Here is a 22,245-nt window from a genome sequence, read left to right as displayed (position 1 = left end):
GGCGTTCCGAGTACCGGCTGATGTCCCGCTTCACGCTTCACGATCTGGCTGCCATCATCGACGCGCGCGCCGCGGCGGGCGGCGAGGCGTCCTATACGCGCAAGCTGCTCGACAAGGGTCCGCCGCAATGCGCCAAGAAGATGGGCGAGGAGGCGGTCGAGACGGTCATCGCCGCACTTGGCACCGACCGTGAGCATCTGATCTCCGAAAGCGCCGACCTGCTGTTTCATCTGTTGGTGTTGTTGAAGTCGCGCGACGTCCGGCTCGAGGAGGTCGAGGCGGCGCTCGGCAAGCGGACCGGCCAATCGGGGCTGGAAGAAAAGGCGTCGCGCAAGACGGAGTAGGGCGCGACGGCGGGGGAAACGAAGGGCAGCGTCATGGACATGCGCACCACCGAACAACAATATAATCCGTACCGCGTCTTCACCCGCGAACAATGGGCCGAGCTGCGCAACGACACGCCGATGACCTTGGAGCCCGGCGAGTTCTCCAAGCTGCGGTCGATGCACGATCGTCTCGACCTTCAGGAGGTCGAGGACATCTACCTCCCGCTGTCGCGATTGCTGTCGATGTATGTCGATGCGGCGCAGCGGCTGTACTACGCGCAGCGCCAGTTTCTCGGCATCCGCGACCGCAAGATGCCCTACATCATCGGCGTCGCCGGCTCGGTGGCGGTCGGCAAGTCGACCACTGCGCGCGTGTTGCAGGCGTTGCTGACCCGCTGGTCGCCGCGGCCCAAGGTCGATCTCATCACCACCGACGGCTTCCTGTATCCGAACGCGGTGCTGGAGCGGCAGGGCCTGATGCAGAAGAAGGGCTTTCCGGAAAGCTATGACCTGCCGCGGCTGCTCGGTTTTCTCTCCGACATCAAGGCCGGCCGCCATCCGGTGCGCGCACCGGTGTATTCCCATCTGAGTTACGACATCGTCCCCAATCAGTGGGCCGAGATCGACCAGCCGGACATCCTGATCGTCGAAGGCGTCAACGTGCTGCAGACCGGACCGCTGCCGCGCGACGGCCAGGCCGTGCCGGTCGTCTCCGACTTCTTCGACTTCTCGGTCTACATCGACGCCGACGAGGCGATCCTGCGCAAATGGTACGTCAAGCGCTTCCTGTCGCTGCGCGACACGGCGTTCCATGATCCGCGGTCCTACTTCAACCGCTACGCGCTGCTGTCGGACGAGGAGGCCATCGCCACCGCGATCGCCATCTGGGAGCGCACCAACCTGGCCAATCTCGAGGACAACATCCTCCCGACACGGCCGCGTGCGACCTTGATCCTGAAGAAGGGCGCGGATCACGAGATCGAGACGGTGGCGCTCAGGCGGTTGTGAGCGGGGCCCGCGAGCGCGGCGCCGAGCTGATCCGCTCCAACTAATGACCTACGCTGGCACCTGTCGTGCCGCCGCCAGATTCGCCAGCGCCTCGTCGAGCTTGTCGCGATCGATCGGCTTGACCAGGAACCCATCCATGCCCGCCTCGAAGCAGGCGTAACGGTCCTCGACCAGAGCATTGGCCGTGAGCGCCAGGATCGGGGTGCGGCCGCCGGGCTCGCTGGCCTCGATGGCGCGAATGCGCCTGGCGGCGGCAATGCCGTCGAGCTTCGGCATCTGCACGTCCATCAGGATCAGATCATAGGGCGCGCCGGCCGAGCGCGCCGCGAGCCAGGAGTCCAGCGCGGCTTCGCCATGCACGGCGATGTCGGCGTGGTGGCCGAGCTTGCTCAGCAGCGAGCGCATCAGCAGTGCGTTGATGTCGTTGTCCTCGGCGACCAGGATGGACAGTCCCGTGCCGGCCTGGGCCGCGATCGGCGGCGCGATGGTCGGGATCGGATCGTCGGCCATGACCGTGCCGTCGGTGTCGAAGTTCACGCGCGCGGCGAGCGAGGCAGCCCGCAGCGGCTTGACGAGGTAGCCGTTGAATGGCGCCCCCGGCGCCAGCTCGTGGCGGCTCGCCGGTGTCACCAGCACGATCAGCCGCGTCGTATGATGTCGCGCGACCCCGCCCACACGCAGCGATTCATCGCCGCCGATGCTGTCGTCGACCAGCACGGCGTGCCAGGCGCGTTCGGGCAGCAGGGCCTCCGCCACCTCGGCCTCGGCGACCAGGCAGGTCTGCGCGCCCCAGTTCTGCAAGCGCCGCTCGATCAGCTCGGCCTGCAGCCCGGCCGGCGCCACAAGCATGATCGACCGTCCTGCGAGATCGGGGCCGCGGAAGCTGTTCTGCTCGCCGCGCTCCAGCGCCGGCGGCAGCGGCACCGACACCTCGAAGGTCGAGCCGGCGCCGAGCGCGCTCTGCAGCGCGATGCGGCCGCCCATCCGCTTGACGATCCGGTCCGAGATCGCAAGGCCAAGCCCGGTGCCGCCGAAGCTGCGCGCGACGCTGTCGTCGGCCTGCTCGAATTCGCGGAAGATGCGCTCCTGCGCGTCGGCTGCGATGCCGATGCCGGTGTCGCACACTTGGAAGCTGATCTCGTTCGGCCAGATGCCGGGCTCGGCGATCAGGGCAACGCCGCCCGTCGCGGTGAACTTGATGGCGTTGCCGGCGAGGTTGAGCAGCACCTGGCGCAGCCGCGCGGCGTCGCCCGTCACCCAGGTCGGCAGCCGCTCGTCGAGATAGGCCGCGATCTCCAGTTGCTTGGCCTGCGCCCGTGGCGCCAGCAGCTCGGTGATCTCCTCGATCAGCGCCGCCAGCGAGAACGGCTGCGCCTCGAGCGCCAGCTTGCCGGCTTCGATCTTGGAATAGTCGAGCAGCTCGTCGATCAGCGACATCAAGGCCTCACCCGAGGTGCGGACCGCCTTGGCGTAGGTCGTCTGCTCCGGCGTCAGCTGCGTTTCGAGCAAGAGTCCGCTCATGCCGAGGATGCCGTTCAGCGGCGTGCGGATCTCATGGCTGGCCATCGCCAGGAACCGCGACTTGGCGCGGTTCGCGGCGTTGGCCTGATCGCGCGCGTCCGCCAGCGCCCGCTCGGTCTCGGTGCGGTCGGTGACGTCGCGGCCGACACATTGCAGCACGGCGGGCTGGCCGGCGTCGGAACGCACCAGCGCCTCGCGCCACGCGATCCAGCGCGGCCCGATCGCGCTCTCGATGCGCTGGTCGTGGACGCGCGTGCCGTTCGGCTCCAGCGCGCTGTCGCCCTGCTCGATCAGCTCGAAGGTGAACGCGCTGCCGAGCAGGTTGTCGCGATCGAGGCCCGCCATCCGGCAATAGGCGTCGTTGACGAAGATGATGCTGCCGCCGCGCTCGCGCATGACGATGAGATCGCCCTGCTGCTCGAACAGATTGCGGGCGCGCTGCTCGGCTTCCTGCAGCTCCCAGTTCCGGTCGGCCAGCACCTCGTTGTGGAGCGCAATCTTGTGCATCTTCCTGGCGACGAAGCGCAGCCGCATGCTGAGCGTGGCCAGGCCGACGCAGGCGAGCGCGAACAGGAAGCTGGCGCCGATCGCGAACGTGTGCGGGTTATAGCCGGAGTTCTCGGAGATGCTGGCCTTGATGAAGCCGTACGCGCCGCCGAAGCCGGCGGAGAAGATCATCAGCGAGCGCAGGATGGCGAAGATGGTGCGGTGACGGCGCATGAACCGGCGCAGGCGCAGCCTGACGTGAAAAATCCGTCCCATCTCGATCACCCCCGACGATTTCGATCCCAATGTCATGGCCGGCCCGCACCATGCGGCGTCGGTATTGCTGAGACTTTGAAAGGTCATGCACGCGCGATGAAGCCGTGCTGAGATGGTGAACCGGGCGTTAGCCCGACTCACAGAACCGGATCGGCGGGCGGTGAGTCGTGGCCGCGGGCCGAGACGATGAGCGCGGCGGCGTGAGCATCTGCTGCACTGTCCTTGGCGAGATGGATCCGGAGCGCGCCAGGATGCGGATCGGCGGCGATCGCGACGACCGCGGTCGCGGCAGTCATGCCGCAGCCACGATCCTCCTTGGCGAGCACATCGTCGACCACGACGAAATCGGCCGTCTCCGGACTGTCGGCCAGCGCCACGCGAACGGTGGCGAGCGCCGGGTCATCGGTGAAGTCGACATGGAGATCGGCGGTAAACGGCGCCGAGCCGAGCGAGATGCTGTCGGCACCGACGGCAATGCAGGGCTGCGGGGAGGGCGCCAATTCGAGTCTGGCGATGACCGCGGCCGCGATCAGCGGCACGGCCGAGACAAGGACCTTGAAACGCAACATGATACGCACCGACGCGGCAGGCCTAATGACGGAACGCGGGCCTTATGGTTGTCGGAGCGTAAAGAGAAGTCGTTACCAGAGTGTTGAGGGGGAGGGGGCGCCCTTACGCCGCGTGGCGATTGTCCTCCGCCAGCGCGCGATACGACAGCGCCTCGGCCAGATGCAGCCGGCCGATCGCATCAGTGTGGTCGAGATCGGCGAGCGTCCGCGCCACGCGCAGCACGCGGTGATAGCCGCGCGCCGACAGCCGCATCGTCTCGGCGGCTTCGCGCAGCAGCTTCTGGCCGGGCGCGTCGAGCCTGGCGATTTCGTCGAGCACGGCGGCGGGGGCCTCGGCGTTGGTCCGGATGTGCGGCAGGCCGGCTTTGGCATAGCGGGCGCGCTGCAGGTCGCGCGCGGCGGCGACGCGGGCGGCCACCTCGGCCGAGCCTTCCTTGGCGGGCGGCAGGATGAGGTCGGCGGCGGTGACGGCGGGGACCTCGATGCGCAGGTCGATGCGGTCCATCAGCGGGCCGGAGATGCGCGTCTGGTAGTCGGACGTGCAGCGGTCGATGCGGCCGCGCTTGCAGGCATAGCCGGGCTCGAACGCGTTGCCGCAACGGCACGGATTCATCGCGGCGACCAGCATGAAGCGGGCAGGGTAGGTGACGCGGTGGTTGGCGCGCGAGATCGAGACCTCGCCGTTCTCGAGCGGCTGGCGCAGCGAATCCAGCACGCGCGGATCGAACTCCGGCAGCTCGTCGAGGAACAGCACGCCCTGATGCGCCAGCGAGATCTCGCCGGGGCGGGCGCGCAGGCCGCCGCCGGTCAGCGCCGCCATGCTGGCGGAATGATGCGGGCTGCGGAACGGCCGGCGCGACGTCAGCGCGCCGCCCTCGATCTCGCCGGCGACCGAGGCGATCATCGAAACTTCCAAGAGCTCTGCCGGCGACAGCGGCGGCAGGATCGACGGCAGCCGCGCCGCCAGCATCGACTTGCCGGCGCCGGGCGAGCCGATCATCAGCAGATGATGCCCGCCGGCGGCCGCGATCTCCAGCGCGCGCTTGCCGCTCTCCTGGCCCTTGATGTCGCGCAGGTCGAGCAGGCTGGCGGGTGCCTCCTGGATCTTCGGCTGCGGCCGCGACAGCACCTGCGTGCCCTTGAAATGGTTGGCGATCTGGATCAGCGACGTCGCCGCGATGATCTGAAGGTCCGGGCTCGCCCAGGCCGCTTCGGCGCCGCAGGCGGCCGGGCAGATCAATCCTTCCTCGCGCGCATTGGCGCCGATCGCCGCCGGCAGCACGCCGGCGACCGGCGCAATCGAGCCGTCGAGCCCGAGCTCGCCGAGCACCGTGAAGCCGCCGAGCGCATCCGGCGGAATGGCGCCGATCGCGGCCATCAGGCCGAGCGCGATCGGCAGATCGTAATGGCTGCCTTCCTTGGGCACGTCGGCCGGCGCGAGATTCACCGTGATCCGCCGCGCCGGCAACGCGAGGCCCGAGGCGATCAGCGCCGAGCGCACCCGCTCGCGGGCTTCCGACACCGCCTTGTCCGGCAGGCCAACGATGGCGAAGGCCGGCAGGCCGGGCGCGACCTGGACCTGCACGTCGACCGCGCGGGCCTCGATCCCCTCGAAGGCGACGGTGGAAACGCGCTGGACCATGATGCCCCTCCCGGACAAGGAGGCTAGCGGAAGCCGGCATCGTTCGCAAGAACAATACGGGAACACTGTTGTTGCCGCGCTCTGCCGCAATCCATTAACGACAGCCGCGTGGGGTTTCAGCTCCGTCCGCTGCGCTTAACGCCCCTTTAGTCCGGCCTTCGCATTCTTCCTCAATTGAAGATCGACCCGCGCCTCCGTCACAGCCGAGGGAGGCGCCCAACGAGGGACGTGCGATGCCTCCAGCGCCTGCGGCAGCTCCGACCGCCAAGACGCCCCCCGGTGATGCGCGGACGGTGTCCGAGCTCGCCACCGACATGCTGCGCCGGACCACCAGCCTGTTCCTGGCCGGTCCGCGGCCGGCCTCGGCCGAGCAGCTCGATCTCTACGATCAGATGTTCGCCCGGCTGATGCCGCAGGTCGCGACCGAGCTGCTGGCCGAGCTGAGCATGGCGCTCGCCGGCGTCGAGCGCGCGCCTTACGCGACGGCGCGGATGCTCGCCGTTCACCCCGAATTGCGCGTCGCCGGGCCGATGCTGGCCAAGGCGGCGGTGCTGACCGAGCGCGACCTCGCCGAGTTCATCCGCACCGGCAGTCCGGCGCATCTCGTTGCGATCGCCAGCCGCAGGGGCATCGGCGACGGCCTCACGACGCAGCTGATCGCGCGCGGCTTTCCGGCGGTGCGCATGGCGCTGGCGCAGAATCTTTCCGCCCGGCTGTCCGAGGACGGCTATCGCAGCCTGTTCAAGATCGCCGAGCGCGACGAGGATCTCGCCGAGAAGCTGGCGCTGCGCACCGACCTGCCGGCCAAGCTGTCGCGGGCCTTCGTCGCCGCGGCCAGCGAGGGCGCCCGCGCCCGCTTCATCAAGGCCGCGCCGCCGGCGACCCGCGCCACTCTGCAGGCGACGCCGACCCGCTCGCCCGGCGCGGCAATGCGCGCGATCTGGGATTATCAGCAGGTCAAGGCCGAGGTTGCCGCCCTTAGCCGGACCGGCAAGCTCGGCGACTCCGCCGTCAACCGCTTCTGCGCCACCGGCGATTTCCCTGCCGTGATAGCAGCGCTGGCGCTGCTCTGCGTCGTCACCATCGAGACGATCGAATCGCTGCTGGAGGAGGACCGCATCACGGACCTGCTGCTGGCCTGCAAGGCCGCGCGGCTCAGCTGGGCGACGACGTCGATGATCCTGCGCGACCGGCCCGGCTGCGACGCGCTTCCGGCCGATGACCTCGAAGAGGCGCGCAAGCGCTTCGAGAAGCTCGCACTGTCAGAAGCGCAATGGAAGGTGCGCGGGCTCGAATCGCGCTGAGCGAGCGCGAGAGGCGGCGTCAGCCCGGCGGCGTGCTCGGATAGGCCGTGAAGTCGATCTTGAACATCGCCGGATCGAGCTTCTTGGTCGTATCCAGATTGTAGACGGCAATCGTGGTGTCGTAGCCCTGCGGATCGGTCACGGTCCACTGCTTGAGCTGGCCGTCCTTGGCGCCGAGCATCAGCATCAGCCGGCTGGTGCCGATCAGGGCCTGCTTCTCCTCGATCGTGATCGTGACGTAAAGGTCGTCGGCGGCGACCGCGATCACGTTGGTGTCCTTCAACAGGTCGATGCGGTCGGACAGCAGATAACGCAGCGGCGTCTGCGACAGCGGATAGACGTCCTGGGTCGCGAGCTTGCGGTCGCGCACCACCAAGGAAGAGCCGTCGGCGATGATGTCGATCGGCGTCGGCGGCTCGTATTCGAAGCGGACCTTGCCCGGCTTCTGGATGTAGAAATCGCCCTTGGTCTTGCTGCCGTCCGGGCCGACCTGGACGAAGTTCCCGACCAGGGTCTGCAGCGACGACAGATAGGCGCTGACCTTGGCCGCCTGCGCCTTCTGGTTGGCGTCGAACGAGGTGAAGATGCTGGCCGGCACGTTGCGCCGGGGATCGGGAATGACCGGGTTTGGCGGGGCCGTCTGGGTGGTCGAGGGGCTCTGGCCGGCCCGCTGCTGGTCGGAGGCGCTGAGCTGGGAGCCGCTCTTCGGGCCTGATTTCGGAGCCGGCGTGCCCTGCGCGGCGGCGTGACCGGACGCACCGGCGACAGAGCATATCGTCACGGCGCAGGCGACCAGCCAAGCGCCGATCCGGCGCCCGCGCCAAGCTGCGTGATACGAAAACGTGCTGTTCAACAAGGAGCTTTTCAAAACGACGTCCTGAGGTTTTACGCGTTCTATCCCGGTTCGGCCGGGCAGCGTGATCGTAATCGCGTGAAGATCGGGCACTGAAGCGGCGTTTCTGCGGCCATCGGGGCCGTCAGAACCCGCCTTCCTCCTCGGGCACCAGGATCTCGCGCTTGCCGGCGTGGTTGGCCTGGCCGACGATGCCTTCCTGTTCCATCCGCTCCATCAGCGAAGCGGCCTTGTTATAGCCGATCTGCAGCCGGCGTTGAATGTAGCTGGTGGAGGCCTTGCGGTCGCGCTTGACCACGGCGACCGCCTGGGAGAACAGGTCGTCGCCGCCGCCACCGCCGCCCATGCCGGTGGCATCGAACACGGCGCCATCCTCCTCGCTCGGCTCCTCGGCGGTGACCGCCTCGAGATATTCCGGCGAGCCCTGTGCCTTCAGGTGCTTGACGACCTTCTCGACCTCCTCGTCGGAGCAGAACGGGCCGTGCACGCGGCTGATGCGGCCGCCGCCGGCCATGTAGAGCATGTCGCCCTGGCCGAGCAGTTGCTCGGCGCCCATCTCGCCGAGAATGGTGCGGCTGTCGATCTTGGACGTGACCTGGAAGGAGATGCGGGTCGGGAAGTTCGCCTTGATGGTGCCGGTGATGACGTCGACCGACGGGCGCTGCGTCGCCAGGATGACGTGCAGGCCGGCGGCACGCGCCATCTGCGCGAGGCGCTGCACCGTGCCCTCGATGTCCTTGCCGGCGACCATCATCAGGTCGGCCATCTCGTCGACGATGATGACGATGTAGGGCAGGGGATCGAGGTCGAGCTTCTCTTCCTCGTAGATCGCCTTGCCGGTCTCCTTGTCGAATCCGGTATGGACGGTGCGCGTCAGCTCCTCGCCCTTGGCGCGCGCTTCGCCCAGACGGGCGTTGTAGCCGTCGATGTTGCGCACGCCGAGCTTGGCCATCTTCTTGTAGCGTTCCTCCATCTCGCGCACGGCCCATTTCAACGCGACGACGGCCTTCTTCGGATCGGTGACGACAGGCGTGAGGAGATGCGGAATGCCGTCATAGACCGACAGTTCGAGCATCTTGGGGTCGACCATGATCAGCCGGCACTGGTCCGGCCTGAGGCGATAGACCAGGCTCAGGATCATGGTGTTGATGGCGACCGATTTGCCCGAGCCGGTGGTGCCGGCGATCAGCATGTGCGGGGTGCGGGCGAGGTCGATGATGATGGATTCGCCGCCGATGTTCTTGCCGAGGCACAGCGGCAGCTTGGCGACGCTCTCGGTCGCCTCCTTGGCGACGAGCAGCTCGCGCAGGTACACCTTCTCGCGGTGCGCGTTGGGCAGCTCGATGCCGATGGCATTGCGGCCGGGCACGACCGCGACGCGCGCCGACAGCGCGCTCATCGAGCGGGCGATGTCGTCGGCAAGACCGATGACGCGGGACGATTTGATGCCCGGCGCCGGCTCCAGCTCGTACAGCGTGACGACCGGGCCGGGATGCGCCTTGACGATCTCGCCGCGCACCCCGAAGTCCTGCAGCACACCTTCCAGCGCGCGCGAATTGGCCTCCAGCTCGCTCTTCGACAGCGGCTGGCGGTCGGAGGATTTCGGCGCCGCCAGCATCGAGACCGAGGGCAGGTCGTATTTGTCGTTGGCCTTGCGCGCCGGCGTCTTGGCCGCGGGCTTCTTGCGGGCGCGGGGAGCGGGCTCCTCCTCCTCTTCTTCGTCCTCGCCTTCGTCGGCCTCGTCCTGGTCGCCGCCGTCCTCGTCCATCTCGGGCGCGAGCGTCGGCTTGCCGCGACCCAGGCTCGGCTCCTGCCGGCCTGCGGCGGCGGCGCGCGGCTGCGGGCCGGAGGAGACCAGCGCACGATAGGCCGTGCTCAGGAACCAGACGACCTGGGCCTTGGCGCTCATGATGGCGTGGAACACCCAGCCGAGCCGGATCGCCTTGCGGTCGTCGTCGTCCTCGGGGTCGGCCAGCGGCGTGTCGTCGTCCTCATCCGCGAGCAGGCTCGGATCGGCTTCCTTCGCGCCCATGCCGCCGGCCACCAGCAGGCAGCCGATCATCGCAACCAGAAGAAGGGCGCCGAGCACCAGCCGATAGATCACACCGGGCGGACCGAACACCACGGCCGGTGCGCGCACCAGGGCGTCGCCGACCACGCCGCCGAGACCGGTCGGCAGCGGCCAGGCGTGCGAGCGCGGCCAGCAGCTGGCAAAGCCGGCGGCGATGACGGCGCCGAGAATCCAGGCGCCGAAGCGCAGCGCCTCGCGGTCGAACGGCCGGTGCGTCATCATCCGCCAGCCGCGGATCGAAAGCGGCAGGATCGCCATGATCGAGCCGAGACCAAGGATCTGCATCAGCAGATCGGCGCTGATCGCGCCGGGATAGCCGACGATGTTGCGGATGGCGCGCGAGGTGGCGTGGCTCAGGCTGGGGTCCTGCACCGACCACGTCATCAGCGCCGCCGCGGCCACGCCGCACAGCGCGATCAGGCAGAGGCCCGCGAGCTCGCGCAGCCGCCGCACCAGCGCGTCGCGCAGCGACGTCGGCAGGTGGTTGACCAGAGGGATGACTCGTTCGATCGCCGGCATCTGCATCAGCCCCGCGATTATCCCAGGACCTCGACCAGCCGGTGCAACGCCTCACCGGTGGATCCGGCGTCCGCCACCAGCGCCAGCCTGATGTAGCCCAGGCCCGGATTGAACCCGTCGGCTTGCGGCCGCGCCAGGTAGCTGCCGGGCACCACGCGCACGCCGGCGTCGCGATACAGCCGCAACGTCACGTCCTCGTCGCCGCCGCGATCAGCCACGTCGAGCCAGACGCAGAAGCCGCCATCGGGACGCTTGTAGCCATAGCGGTTGCCGATGATCTGGTCGGCGAGATCGAACTTGGCGCGGTACAGCCGCCGGTTCTCCTCGACATGCGCCTCGTCGGCATAGGCGGCGACGGCCACGTGCTGCAGCGGCACCGGCACCTGCGGCGCCGCGACGTTGCGCAGCTCGTGAAAGCCCGCGAGGAATCGGCGGTCGCCGGCGGCGAAGCCGATCCGCATGCCCGGCACGTTGGAGCGCTTCGACAGCGACTGGAACGCGACCACGTTGGTATAGTCGGGTCCGGCATGCTCGAGCATGCTGCCGGGCGCCGCCTTCGTGTAGATCTCCGAATAGCATTCGTCGCTGAAGATCAGGAAGCCGTAAGCGTTGGCAAGCTGGACCAGCTTGCGCATGTAGTCCGCTGATGCCACCGAGCCTTGCGGGTTGGCCGGCGTCGCGAGGTAGAACGCGATCGTGCGCGCCAGGGTCGCCTCGTCGATCGCATCGAGATCGGGCAGGAAGCCGTTGTCGCGCGTGGTCGGCAGATAGATGGAGTCGCAGCCGGCGGTGCGGGCGCCGACGCCATACACCGGATAGAACGGGTTCGGCATCAGGATCGCCGGCCGTCCGCGGCGCGGGCCGACATGGCGGAGCGCCGCATGGGCGGCGAAGAACAGGCCCTCGCGGCTGCCGTTCAGGACCAGAATCTCGTGCTCGGGATCAACAGCGCGCGGCAGCGCGAATCGGCGCGACAGCCAGCCGGCGGCCGCCTTGCGGAACGGCTCGATGCCCTTGGCGGCCGGGTAGCGGCCGAACTCGGCGATGTGCTGGGCCAATACAGGCCCGACGAAGTCCGGCACCGGATGCTGCGGCTCGCCAACGGCGAGTGTGATCATCGGCTTGCCCGGCTTGTAAGGGGCGAGCAGCTCGTTCAGCCGCGCAAACGGCGAGCGTTCGCTCTCCGAATGGCTGGCGCCAGCGGGCGCGGGGGATGAAGCGGTCATTGCCATACGTAAAACGCGCGCCAAACCAGTGGAAGCCGCCGATCGCCCATGAACCGGTGCCTGTCTGGTCACCATAGGTGGGGCGAGGTTAAGACGCGATTAACCATCGGCGCTGCCGCCCGTTTTGATCGGTTTTCCCGCCCCGATCCAGAGGCAATTTCGCAACAGCGGCGGACATTGTGGTGATTCGGGTGGGGCGGCGGGAACCGTGGGAGGGCAAGGCGGCCGCCGAAGGCGGCGGCCGGCACACCGCCGCGCAGCGCATTCGCGCTCAGACCGTGGGCATGGCGCTGCCGCGACCTCGGATGGAGCCGCGGCACGACCGCCTCCGCCCATCCTACGGGCCATCGGCTCGCGCGCGAGGGAAAACGGGCGGCCCGGTGCGCCGGAATATAAATGGGAATCTACGCGCACCGGGCCTTGGCCGAACTACTTGGGGGCTTAGTTCGGATGACGATCAATTAGCACCCTCGTTTTTCCCTCGTATTGCCAATTTCCGAAGATTTGTAGAATTTGATTTCGGAAGCCACCGAATGCGGCGCGGCCGGGCCGATTGCTTAACGGAGATGTCCGTCTCAGCCGTGGCTTTCCGGTCGCAGCGCGGGCGACGCACTTATTAGCTGCTCATGCCCTCTGCCGCTCGGTTGGCCCGAGAATCTTGTCTGACCGGAAATACTCAGTCACATCCAGCATCATCAGACATTTCACGAAACGAGATCGGCGCATCGCGACCATCTTTGACGGGCATCAGCGATTCCGGTGGCGTGCCGACGAACGTCTGCGCGCCGAGGACTCTGACTTTCGAAAGAGCGTCGATGATGCGTCTGAGACTGCTGGGCGTGCTTGCCCTGATGCTGCTGGCCATGCCCGTTTCCTCGCTGCCCCGCATGGCCGCGGCGGCACCCGCCGTCGCCAGCGCGATCACCGTCGAGGGTAACAGGCGCGTCGAATCCGACACCATCCGCTCCTATTTCAAGCCGGGTCCCGCCGGCACGCTCGATGCCGGCCAGGTCGACGACGGCCTCAAGGCCCTGGTCCAGACCGGCCTGTTCGCCGACGTGAAGATCGACCGGCAGGGCGGCCGGCTGATCGTGCGCGTGGTCGAGAATCCCGTGATCGGCCGCGTCGCCTTCGAGGGCAACAAGAAGGTCAAGGACGAGCAGCTCTCGGCGGAAGTGCAGTCGAAGCCGCGCGGCACGCTGTCCCGTCCGATGGTTCAGTCGGACGCGCAGCGCATCGCCGAGATCTACCGCCGCTCCGGCCGCTACGACGTCCGCGTCACGCCCGAGATCATCGAGCAGCCCAACAACCGCGTCGACCTCGTCTTCACCATCGAAGAGGGCGTCAAGACGGGCGTGAAGTCGATCAGCTTCGTCGGCAACAACGCCTATTCCGCCGCGCGCCTGCGCGACGTCATCAAGACGCACGCAACGAACTGGCTCAGCTTCCTCGGCAACAACGACGTCTACGACCCCGACCGCGTCGAGGCCGATCGCGACCTTATCCGCCGCTTCTATCTGAAGAACGGCTATGCCGACGTTCAGGTCGTCGCGGCGCTCAGCGAATATGACCCGGACCAGAAGGGCTTCCTGGTCACGTTCCAGATCGAGGAGGGCCAGCAATACCGCGTCAGCTCGGTGCAGTTCCAGTCGAGCGTCGCGGCGCTCGACGCCAACACGCTGCGCGGCTATTCGCGCGTCAATGTCGGCGCGCTCTACAACGTCGAGCAGCTCGAGAAGTCGGTCGAGGAGATGCAGATCGAGGCCTCGCGTCGCGGCTTTGCCTTCGCTGTCGTGCGTCCGCGCGGCGACCGCAATCTGGAAGCGCATACGGTCGCGATCGTGTTCCAGGTCGACGAGGGCCCGCGCACCTATATCGAGCGCATCACCATCCGCGGCAACACCCGCACCCGCGAGTACGTGATCCGGCGCGAGTTCGATCTGTCCGAGGGCGACGCCTACAACCGCGCGCTGGTCGACCGCGCCGAGCGCCGGCTGAAGAATCTCGACTTCTTCAAGGACGTGAAGATCGCGGCCGAACCGGGCTCGTCGAGCGACCGCGTCATCCTCGTGGTCAATCTGGAGGAGAAGTCGACCGGCGACCTCTCCGTTTCCGGCGGCTATTCGACCACCGATGGCGCGCTGGGTGAGGTCTCGGTTTCGGAGCGCAACTTCCTCGGCCGCGGTCTGTACGCCAAGGCGTCCGTGAGCTACGGCCAATACAGCAGGGGCGTCTCGCTGTCCTTCGTCGAGCCCTATCTGCTCGACAACCGGATCGCGCTCGGCCTGGATGTCTACTACAAGCAGCAGCTGGCGAACAGCTATACGAGCTATGGTGTGACGACGATCGGCTTCAGTCCGCGGCTCGGCTTCCAGTTGCGCGAAGACCTCTCGCTCCAGTTGCGCTACTCGCTGTATCGCCAGGAGATATCGCTGCCGTCCTACTACAAGAACTGCAACAACAACGCCGCCAACAGCCTGCTCGCCTTCAACCCGACCCCGGCCTACATCAAGAGCGTGCTCGGCGGCGTCGATCCGACCAATTCGACCAGCTCGGGCTACTATGGTTGGGGCTGCTACGGCGATGGCGAGTCGAGCCTGCCGGTCCGCAAGGAGCTGAGCGACGGCGCCGCGCTGACCTCTGCGCTCGGCTACACGCTCAGCTACAACACGCTCGACAACAACAAGAACCCGACCGATGGTCTGCTGATCGACTGGAAGCAGGATTTCGCCGGCGTCGGCGGCAATGTCAGCTACCTCAAGTCGGCGGTGGATGCGAAATATTACTCGCCGCTGGTGGCCGACATCGTCGGCATCATCCATCTGCAGGGCGGCATGCTGAACAAGATCGGCGACAAGGATCTGCGGATGCTCGATCACTTCCAGATGGGACCGAGCCTGGTGCGCGGCTTCGCCTCGAACGGAATCGGGGCGCGCGACATCACCTATCGCAGCCTCGGTGCCACCGGCGATGCGCTCGGCGGCACCAAATATTGGGGCGCCTCGGCCGAGCTGCAGATGCCGTTCTGGTTCCTGCCGAAGGAAGTGGGCTTGAAGGGCGCCGTCTATGCCGATGCCGGTTCGCTGTGGGGCTATCAGGGCCCGACCTCCTGGGCGGCGACCGGCGAGGTCAACACCGCGACCTGCAAATGCGGCCTGCTGTACGATGACAGCAAGGTGGTGCGCTCCTCCGTCGGCGTCGGCCTGATCTGGGCCTCGCCGTTCGGCCCGCTGCGCTTCGACTACGCGGTGCCGCTGTCCAAGGGCAAATACGACACCGTCCAGGAGTTCAGGTTCGGCGGCGGCACGTCGTTCTGAGGCGCACAGCGACTGAGCTCCCAGAAGAGGTGCGCTCACCACGCGGGCGGTGCGCTCCCCTCCCCCTGTGGGGAGCGGGGCGGGTACACGAGTCCGCTCTCAATCGGAGTCCGAGCCCCCCAGCCAATAATCCGTCGATCGTGTTCATCGCACTTTGTTGTTCGAGGTCACGCACGCCACCGAATTCAACGCCCGCGGACCCTCAACCCCTCCCCGCAAGGGGGAGGGAGCAGACTGCTGTCGTGGTAATAGCTCGACCAGAATGATGAGGCGGCTGGGGATCATGCCGGCGGTCGATAGCGTGATGCTCGCCACCGTCATTGCGAGGAGCGAAGCGACGAAGCAATCCAGAGCTCCGGCGGGACTCTGGATTGCTTCGCTTCGCTCGCAATGACGGTGGGGCTGCCAGCATCCCTCCCATGCGCAAATTGCCCGTCGTGTTAGTTTGCCGCAGCAATAAGGCTTGCACCGTCGGGCAAATCACCTGCACATTTCCGCACGTCCCTGCTGCCGCATGAGGGGCGCTTCGCGACCGTCACGAACCGTTGGCAGTGGGATGCGATGGGCGTGTGTCGCCGCAGCGTGGATCAGTCTGCGCGGACGAACGGTGATGCACGCACGGTCAAGTCGCGCGGTCCTGACATCCCGATGCTGATGTCAACTCACGTCGAGGCTTTGCTTCGCGTGGGGATGGTGGCCAGACAGCCCGGCGCACCAGGGAGAACGCGAAGCAGCCGTTAAAACCGTTGCGCGGGGAAGGCCGGGCGTTCTCGGCCAGACCTGTGGTACCTGCCGCCTGCATTTTCTTTCGCAGGCGGGCCACGGGCGCGGCCAGCGCCCGGCCTTCCCTGCGCCCTCTGTTTGAGGGGCGACCAAATTCAGCACAGCTCGGGCGCGGATGCGTCGCGGGGTGAACACACACGTATTCAACTCTGTCTCGAAGGCAACGCTGCCAACGCCAACCTCCGCCGTCGTCCCTGCGAACGCAGGGACCCATAACCACAGGGTTCAGTTGTTTTGCACGGGACTCGCCGCCTGCCTCCTACAACAATCACGCGGTATGGGTCCCTGCGTTCGCAGGGACGACACCGGTAGCTGGGCATCACCTCGATCTTCATGACCCGCGCCGACACGATTGCCGCAACCGATATCCAGCCCCGCTCAATCCCGGTTGCCCGGCGTCTGGATAAATCCCCGATTCCACGTCGGACTGATCAGGATCTCGTTGACGCACACCCGCGGCGGCATGTTCGCCACAAAGGCGATGGTGCGGCCGAGGTCTTCCGGCTGCAGCATCCGCGCCTGCTCCTCGGCGCTCGGCACCACCGGGCGCTGCTGCAGGATCGGCGTGGCGACCTCGCCGGGCATCAGGCAGCAGGCGCGCAGGCCGTTGACGCATTCCTCCATGTTGAACGAGTGCGTCAGCGCCAGCACCGCGTGCTTGGTCGAGGTGTAGGCCGGCCCCGGCATCTTCGAGACATGACGGCCGGCCCAGGACGAGACGTTGATGATGGTGCCGTCCTGCTGCGCCCGCATCGCCGGCAGCACCGCCTTCATGCAGTAGAGCACACCGTTGAGGTTGATCTCGACCAGCTGGTTCCAGCCCTCGATCGTCAGGTCGTCCCAGCGCCGCTTCGGCACGTTGACGCCGGCCGAGTTGACCAGCAGATCGATGCGGCCATGCCGCGCCAGGATGGCATCAGCCGCGGCCTGCACGTCGGCGGCCTTGGCAACGTCGAGCGCGACGGCCTCGGCCGTGCCGCCCGCCGCGGCAATCTTGGCCACCACGGCCTGGAGCGCGGCCGTGCGCCGGCCCGAGACGATCACCGTCCAGCTGTCGGCCGCGAGCGCCAGTGCGCCGGCCTCGCCGATTCCGGTGCCGCCGCCGGTGATCCACGCGATCCGTTTTCCCTTGACCATATCCCAGCGTCTCCCGTTGCCTTCGAAAGGGCGTTTTTGCTAGAGCAGCCTCGATCAGAGATGGCGACCGTGGTGATGGCGATGTCACCGGTCTTGTTCGCTGTCCCGGCCCTTTTCGTCTTCGTCGAGCATGATGTTCCGCCGGCTGGCACTGCCGGCCTGCCCATGCTCCCAGGGGAATGTTGCATGAACCAAGCCGCCAACGCCAATCTGTTCTCCCGCCTGTTCGATGGCCTCGACGATCCCAGCCGCCTGGCGATCGAGACCCATGACGGTCAGCGCATCACCTACGGCGACCTGATCGCGCGGGCAGGGCAGATGGCGAATGTGCTGGCGGCTCGCGGTGTCAAGCCGGGCGACCGGGTCGCGGCGCAGACCGAGAAGTCGGTGTCCGGCCTCGTGCTCTATCTCGCCACGGTCCGTGCAGGCGGCGTCTATCTGCCGCTCAACACCGCCTATACGCTCAACGAGCTCGACTATTTCATCGGCGACGCCGAGCCGACCGTCGTCGTCTGCGATCCGGCCAAGGCCGAGGGCATCGGCGCGCTGGCGGCCAAGGTCGGCGCCAAGGTGGAAACGCTCGATGCGTCGGGCAGGGGCTCGCTGACCGAGGCGGCCGACAAGGCCGACAAGGCGTTCACCACGGTGCCACGCGGCGCCGATGATCTCGCCGCCATTCTCTATACGTCCGGCACCACCGGTCGCTCCAAGGGCGCGATGCTGTCTCACGACAATCTCGCCTCGAACTCGCTGACCCTGATCGACTACTGGCGCTTCACCAAGGACGACGTGCTGATCCACGCGCTGCCGATCTATCACACCCATGGTCTGTTCGTGGCCAGCAACGTCACGCTGTTTGCGCGGGCGTCGATGATCTTCCTGCCCAAGCTCGATCCGGACCTGATCATCAACCTGATGGCGCGCGCCACCGTGCTGATGGGTGTGCCGACGTTCTACACGCGGCTGTTGCAGAACCCGCGGCTGTCGAAGGAGACGACCAGCCACATGCGGCTGTTCATCTCCGGCTCGGCGCCGCTGCTCGCCGATACCCATCGCGAATGGTTCGCGCGGACCGGCCATGCCGTCCTCGAGCGCTACGGCATGACCGAGACCAACATGAACACGTCGAATCCTTACGAGGGCGAGCGCGTACCCGGCGCGGTCGGCTTCCCGCTGCCCGGAGTCTCGGTGCGCGTCACCGATCCCGAGACGGCCAAGGAGCTCGCGCGCGACGAGATCGGCATGATCGAGGTGAAGGGCCCGAACGTGTTCAAGGGCTATTGGCGGATGCCGGAGAAGACCAAGTCGGAATTCCGCGACGATGGCTTCTTCATCACCGGCGATCTCGGCAAGATCGACAAGCAGGGCTACGTCCACATCGTCGGCCGCGGCAAGGACCTCGTGATCTCCGGCGGCTTCAACGTCTATCCGAAGGAGATCGAGAGCGAGATCGACGCGATGCCGGGCGTGGTCGAGTCCGCCGTCATCGGTGTGCCGCATCCCGATTTCGGCGAAGGTGTCACGGCGGTCGTGGTGCGCCATCCGGGGGCCGATGTCAGCGAGGCCGGCGTGCTCAAGGGTCTCGACGGCCGACTGGCGAAATTCAAGATGCCCAAGCGCGTGTTCGTGGTCGACGAGCTGCCGCGCAATGCGATGAGCAAGGTGCAGAAGAACGTGCTGCGTGATCAGTACAAGGACATCTATACGAAGTGACGGCGGCCTAGCGCCGTCGTCCGATCGCGAGGCCGGCGAGCGCGGCCAGCGGCGGCGCGGCGCAGATCAGCACGAATTCGAGCACGGCGAGCGAGGCAATCTCATGCTGGATGGCCAGCGCGAGACAGGCGGCGAACAGGCCGGCGGCGGTGAAGCCGAGCACGCAGGTCAGGGGCTCCTCGACGGGCTCGTGCGACGACACCTTGCGCGCCGGCAGTGCCGCCGGGCGTTCGGTGGTTGTCGGTCGGACCGTCGGCAGCGGCATCGAGGCTCCCTGCACCGCGTCTGTTGCACCTCGCCTCAGACTAGGCCGCTTCGCCGGGCGGCGACATGCGGCAAAATCGACCGGCGGAGGGGCCCCGTGTGGGCGAGGAACGCGGGAGATCGAGGGAGATTTGCTGCAGCGCAGGCGGTCGCAACGCAGGTTGTTGCTCCGCGAATCGCTCCGGGCAGGTTTGCAGAATCATCAGATGGCGCTGGCGCTTGCCGCGAAACCGGCTTGCTCAGGACCGTAGCTAAGCGGTGAATCAACGCTCGACAGTCGGCGCTATTTGACAGTCTCGCCGCGTTGGTCGTGGCCTTGGTGAGGAGTTAGGAATGAATAATAGTTCGCCGCATCCGGGCGCGATCGGTTTCTGGTATACCACGACGGCCATTGATCCTTTTGCGATCGGTCGCCTAGGACTGAATCCTTGTTCGGATTTGGGCGATTTGTCCGTTGCAACACCTGTTCCTTCTCCGTAAATAAAGCCCGCCTGCCGATCCACACGGCCGCAAGCCCCCCGCGTTCACGGCCCACAAGAAATCATCAAAGCAACCAATGACAGCCAGGATCGAACGACCGCTTTCGCCGCATCTGCAAACCTACCGCTGGACGCTGACGATGATCCTCTCGATCGTCCATCGCGCCACCGGGGTTGCATTATATTTCGGGACGCTGCTGCTGGCCTGGTGGTTGATCGCCGCCGCGTCCGGTCCCAGCGCCTACTCCTACGTCCAGGGCTTCATGGGCAGCTTCCTCGGCCGCCTGATCGTGTTCGGCTACACCTGGGCGCTGCTGCACCACCTGCTGTCCGGCATCCGCCACTTCGTCTGGGACCTCGGCTACGGCTTCAAGGCCAATGAGCGCGAGGCGCTCACCTGGGGCGCCCTGATCGGCGGCATCACCTTGACCGTCCTGGTGTGGATCGTGGCTTACGCAGTGGGAGGCGGCCGATGAGCAACGCACACGCGAAATCGATGCGCACCCCGCTCGGCCGGGTCCGCAACCTCGGCGCAGCGCATTCCGGCACCGGCGACTTCTGGCGCCAGCGGCTCACCGCCGTCGCCATGACCCTGCTGATCGTGCCGGTCGTCGTGGTCGTGATCATGCTGCTCGGCCGCAACCAGGCCGGCGCGGCGCAGATCCTCGGCTCGATTCCGATTGCGGTGATCATGCTGCTGTTCGTGATCGCGAGCTGCTGGCACATGAAGATCGGCATGCAGGTCGTGATCGAGGACTACGTGCACAGCGAGCCGCTCAAGCTCGTCGCGATCATGGCCAACAACTTCTTCGCGGTGACCGTGGCGCTCGCCTCGATCTACGCCCTCATCAAACTGTCCACTGGAGTCTAGCCTATGGCCGGCGGAGCAAATGGCAGCGCGAATGGCGCGCCCGCGACGAACGGAAAAGCCTATCCGATCGAGGACCACACCTATGACGTCGTCGTGGTCGGCGCCGGTGGCGCGGGCCTGCGCGCCGTCGTCGGCTGCAGCGAGGCGGGCCTGCGCACCGCCTGCATCACCAAGGTGTTCCCGACCCGCTCGCATACGGTGGCGGCGCAGGGCGGCATCTCGGCCTCGCTCGGCAACATGCACCAGGACGACTGGCGCTGGCACATGTACGACACCGTCAAGGGGTCGGATTGGCTCGGCGATCAGGACGCGATCGAATACATGGTGCGCAACGCGCCCGACGCCGTCTACGAGCTCGAGCATTGGGGCGTGCCGTTCTCGCGCACCGAGGACGGCAAGATCTACCAGCGGCCGTTCGGCGGCATGACCCTGGACTACGGCAAGGGCCAGGCGCAGCGCACCTGCGCCGCCGCCGACCGCACCGGCCACGCGATGCTGCACACGATGTATGGCCAGTCGCTGCGGCACGCCGCTGAGTTCTTCATCGAGTTCTTCGCCATCGACCTGATCATGGACGACCAGGGCGTCTGCCGTGGCGTCATCGCGCTGAAGCTCGACGACGGCACGTTGCACCGCTTCCGCGCCCAGACCACCATCCTCGCGACCGGCGGCTATGGCCGCGCCTATGCCTCCTGCACCTCGGCGCATACCTGCACCGGCGACGGCGGCGGCATGGCGCTGCGCGCCGGCCTGCCGCTGCAGGACATGGAGTTCGTGCAGTTCCACCCGACTGGCATCTACGGCTCGGGCTGTCTGGTAACCGAAGGCGCGCGCGGCGAAGGCGGCTATCTCGTCAACGCCGAAGGCGAGCGCTTCATGGAGCGCTATGCGCCGTCCGCCAAGGACCTCGCCTCGCGCGACGTCGTCTCCCGCGCGATGACCATCGAGATCCGCGAAGGCCGCGGCGTCGGCCGGAAGAAGGACCACATCTTCCTGCATCTCGACCATCTCGACCCGAAGGTGCTGGCCGAGCGTCTGCCCGGCATCTCCGAATCGGCCAAGATCTTCGCCAATGTCGACGTGACGCGCGAGCCGATCCCGATCGTGCCGACCGTGCACTACAACATGGGCGGCATCCCGACCAACTATCACGCCGAGGTGCTGACCAAGAAGGATGGCGACGACAACGCGATCGTCCCCGGCCTGATGGCGGTGGGCGAGGCGGCCTGCGTGTCCGTGCACGGCGCCAACCGGCTCGGCTCGAACTCGCTGATCGACCTCGTGGTGTTCGGCCGCGCGGCGGCGCTGCGGCTGGCCGAGAAGCTGACGCCGAACGGGAAGCAGCCGGACCTGCCGAAGGACTCCGCCGACAAGGCGCTGAGCCGGCTCGATCATTATCGCTACGCCTCCGGCGGCACGCCGACCGCGAAGCTGCGCGAGAGCATGCAGAACGTGATGCAGACCAACTGTGCCGTGTTCCGCACCGGCGAGGTGCTGCAGGAAGGCCATAACCTGATCCACAAGGTGTATGGCGGCATCGGCGACATCGCGGTGTCCGACCGATCGCTGGTGTGGAATTCCGACCTGATCGAGACGCTCGAGTTCGACAATCTGATCGCGCAGGCAGTCGTGACGATGGACTCGGCCGTCAATCGCACCGAGAGCCGCGGCGCCCATGCGCGCGAGGACTTCCCGGATCGCGACGACAAGGACTGGATGAAGCACACGCTGGCGTGGATCGACAGCAAGGACGGCAAAACCACGATCGATTACCGCCCGGTGCACAACTACACCATGACCAACGACGTGCAGTACATCCCGCCGAAGGCGCGGGTGTACTGATCGCGTGTGACCTGAGCCCGTCCGTCAAACCCAAGAAG

At 66.9% G+C, this 22,245-nt stretch carries 17 protein-coding genes; 8 read left to right on the top strand and 9 right to left on the bottom strand.

Annotated features, from left to right (window positions below):
- Positions 1-20 precede the first annotated feature (20 nt).
- Together ACQR13_RS02170 and coaA are read left to right on the top strand one after the other, a co-directional pair.
- The gene (locus ACQR13_RS02170) at positions 21-344 is read left to right on the top strand and encodes a phosphoribosyl-ATP diphosphatase (RefSeq protein WP_315716784.1); all 324 of its coding nucleotides are present in this window, start codon (positions 21-23) and stop codon (positions 342-344) included.
- Positions 345-377: 33 nt separating this feature from the next.
- Positions 378-1,334 (top strand): type I pantothenate kinase, encoded by a 957-nt coding sequence (gene coaA, locus ACQR13_RS02165; protein WP_315716783.1) that lies wholly within the window; start codon positions 378-380, stop codon positions 1,332-1,334.
- A 48-nt stretch (positions 1,335-1,382) separates the two neighbouring features.
- Here the strand turns inward: coaA and ACQR13_RS02160 are convergent, their stop codons facing one another.
- The 3 genes from ACQR13_RS02160 to ACQR13_RS02150 form a co-directional block, all read right to left on the bottom strand.
- Entirely contained in the window at positions 1,383-3,617 is a 2,235-nt protein-coding gene (locus ACQR13_RS02160; RefSeq protein WP_434862541.1) for an ATP-binding protein, read from the bottom strand.
- 137 nt (positions 3,618-3,754) lie between these two features.
- Positions 3,755-4,186: a hypothetical protein gene (locus ACQR13_RS02155; protein ID WP_316200452.1), complete on the bottom strand. Its 432-nt coding sequence runs from the start codon at positions 4,184-4,186 to the stop codon at positions 3,755-3,757.
- 103 nt (positions 4,187-4,289) lie between these two features.
- Positions 4,290-5,828 (bottom strand): YifB family Mg chelatase-like AAA ATPase, encoded by a 1,539-nt coding sequence (locus ACQR13_RS02150; protein ID WP_434842462.1) that lies wholly within the window; start codon positions 5,826-5,828, stop codon positions 4,290-4,292.
- Positions 5,829-6,061: 233 nt separating this feature from the next.
- Between ACQR13_RS02150 and ACQR13_RS02145 the strand changes: the two genes are divergently transcribed.
- On the top strand, positions 6,062-7,132 hold the full coding sequence (locus tag ACQR13_RS02145) for a DUF2336 domain-containing protein (protein WP_316200450.1): 1,071 nt from the start codon (positions 6,062-6,064) through the stop codon (positions 7,130-7,132).
- A 19-nt stretch (positions 7,133-7,151) separates the two neighbouring features.
- Here the strand turns inward: ACQR13_RS02145 and ACQR13_RS02140 are convergent, their stop codons facing one another.
- From ACQR13_RS02140 to ACQR13_RS02125, 4 genes are all read right to left on the bottom strand, one after another.
- Positions 7,152-7,913, bottom strand: coding sequence for an outer membrane lipoprotein carrier protein LolA (locus ACQR13_RS02140; protein ID WP_315716778.1), 762 nt, complete (start codon positions 7,911-7,913; stop codon positions 7,152-7,154).
- A gap of 196 nt (positions 7,914-8,109) precedes the next feature.
- Positions 8,110-10,581, bottom strand: a complete 2,472-nt coding sequence (locus tag ACQR13_RS02135; RefSeq protein ID WP_315716777.1) for a DNA translocase FtsK — start codon at positions 10,579-10,581, stop codon at positions 8,110-8,112.
- A gap of 11 nt (positions 10,582-10,592) precedes the next feature.
- A complete protein-coding gene (locus ACQR13_RS02130; protein ID WP_316166418.1) occupies positions 10,593-11,807 on the bottom strand; it encodes an aminotransferase class I/II-fold pyridoxal phosphate-dependent enzyme in 1,215 nt (404 codons plus the stop codon).
- A gap of 670 nt (positions 11,808-12,477) precedes the next feature.
- Entirely contained in the window at positions 12,478-12,666 is a 189-nt protein-coding gene (locus ACQR13_RS02125) for a hypothetical protein (RefSeq protein ID WP_315800934.1), read from the bottom strand.
- Between ACQR13_RS02125 and bamA the strand changes: the two genes are divergently transcribed.
- Positions 12,617-15,118, top strand: a complete 2,502-nt coding sequence (bamA, locus tag ACQR13_RS02120; protein ID WP_316159334.1) for an outer membrane protein assembly factor BamA — start codon at positions 12,617-12,619, stop codon at positions 15,116-15,118. The two genes, ACQR13_RS02125 and bamA, sit on opposite strands and share 50 nt — an antisense overlap.
- Before the next feature lie 1,161 nt (positions 15,119-16,279).
- Here bamA and ACQR13_RS02115 read toward each other — a convergent pair.
- A complete protein-coding gene (locus tag ACQR13_RS02115) occupies positions 16,280-17,038 on the bottom strand; it encodes an SDR family oxidoreductase (protein ID WP_434862540.1) in 759 nt (252 codons plus the stop codon).
- Positions 17,039-17,224: 186 nt separating this feature from the next.
- Here ACQR13_RS02115 and ACQR13_RS02110 point away from each other — a divergent pair, with 186 nt between their 5' ends.
- Positions 17,225-18,751: a malonate--CoA ligase gene (locus tag ACQR13_RS02110; protein WP_434862539.1), complete on the top strand. Its 1,527-nt coding sequence runs from the start codon at positions 17,225-17,227 to the stop codon at positions 18,749-18,751.
- 7 nt (positions 18,752-18,758) lie between these two features.
- Here ACQR13_RS02110 and ACQR13_RS02105 read toward each other — a convergent pair whose 3' ends face one another.
- Complete coding sequence (locus ACQR13_RS02105; protein WP_315758639.1) at positions 18,759-19,016, bottom strand: hypothetical protein; 258 nt, start codon at positions 19,014-19,016, stop codon at positions 18,759-18,761.
- Positions 19,017-19,571: 555 nt separating this feature from the next.
- Between ACQR13_RS02105 and sdhC the strand changes: the two genes are divergently transcribed.
- From sdhC to sdhA, 3 genes are read left to right on the top strand one after another with little or no spacing between them, the layout of a single operon-like run.
- Positions 19,572-19,970 carry a succinate dehydrogenase, cytochrome b556 subunit gene (sdhC, locus tag ACQR13_RS02100; protein WP_315716771.1) on the top strand — a complete coding sequence of 133 codons (399 nt, stop codon included), beginning with the start codon at positions 19,572-19,574 and terminating at the stop codon, positions 19,968-19,970.
- 20 nt (positions 19,971-19,990) lie between these two features.
- Positions 19,991-20,365 (top strand): succinate dehydrogenase, hydrophobic membrane anchor protein, encoded by a 375-nt coding sequence (sdhD, locus tag ACQR13_RS02095; protein ID WP_315716954.1) that lies wholly within the window; start codon positions 19,991-19,993, stop codon positions 20,363-20,365.
- A gap of 3 nt (positions 20,366-20,368) precedes the next feature.
- Positions 20,369-22,207 (top strand): succinate dehydrogenase flavoprotein subunit, encoded by a 1,839-nt coding sequence (gene sdhA, locus ACQR13_RS02090; RefSeq protein WP_315750532.1) that lies wholly within the window; start codon positions 20,369-20,371, stop codon positions 22,205-22,207.
- Positions 22,208-22,245: the final 38 nt, after the last annotated feature.

The organism is Bradyrhizobium sp. HKCCYLRH3059 (assembly GCF_051168035.1).
GTDB lineage: Bacteria > Pseudomonadota > Alphaproteobacteria > Rhizobiales > Xanthobacteraceae > Bradyrhizobium.
This window is presented reverse-complemented; position numbering and strand designations above follow the sequence as displayed.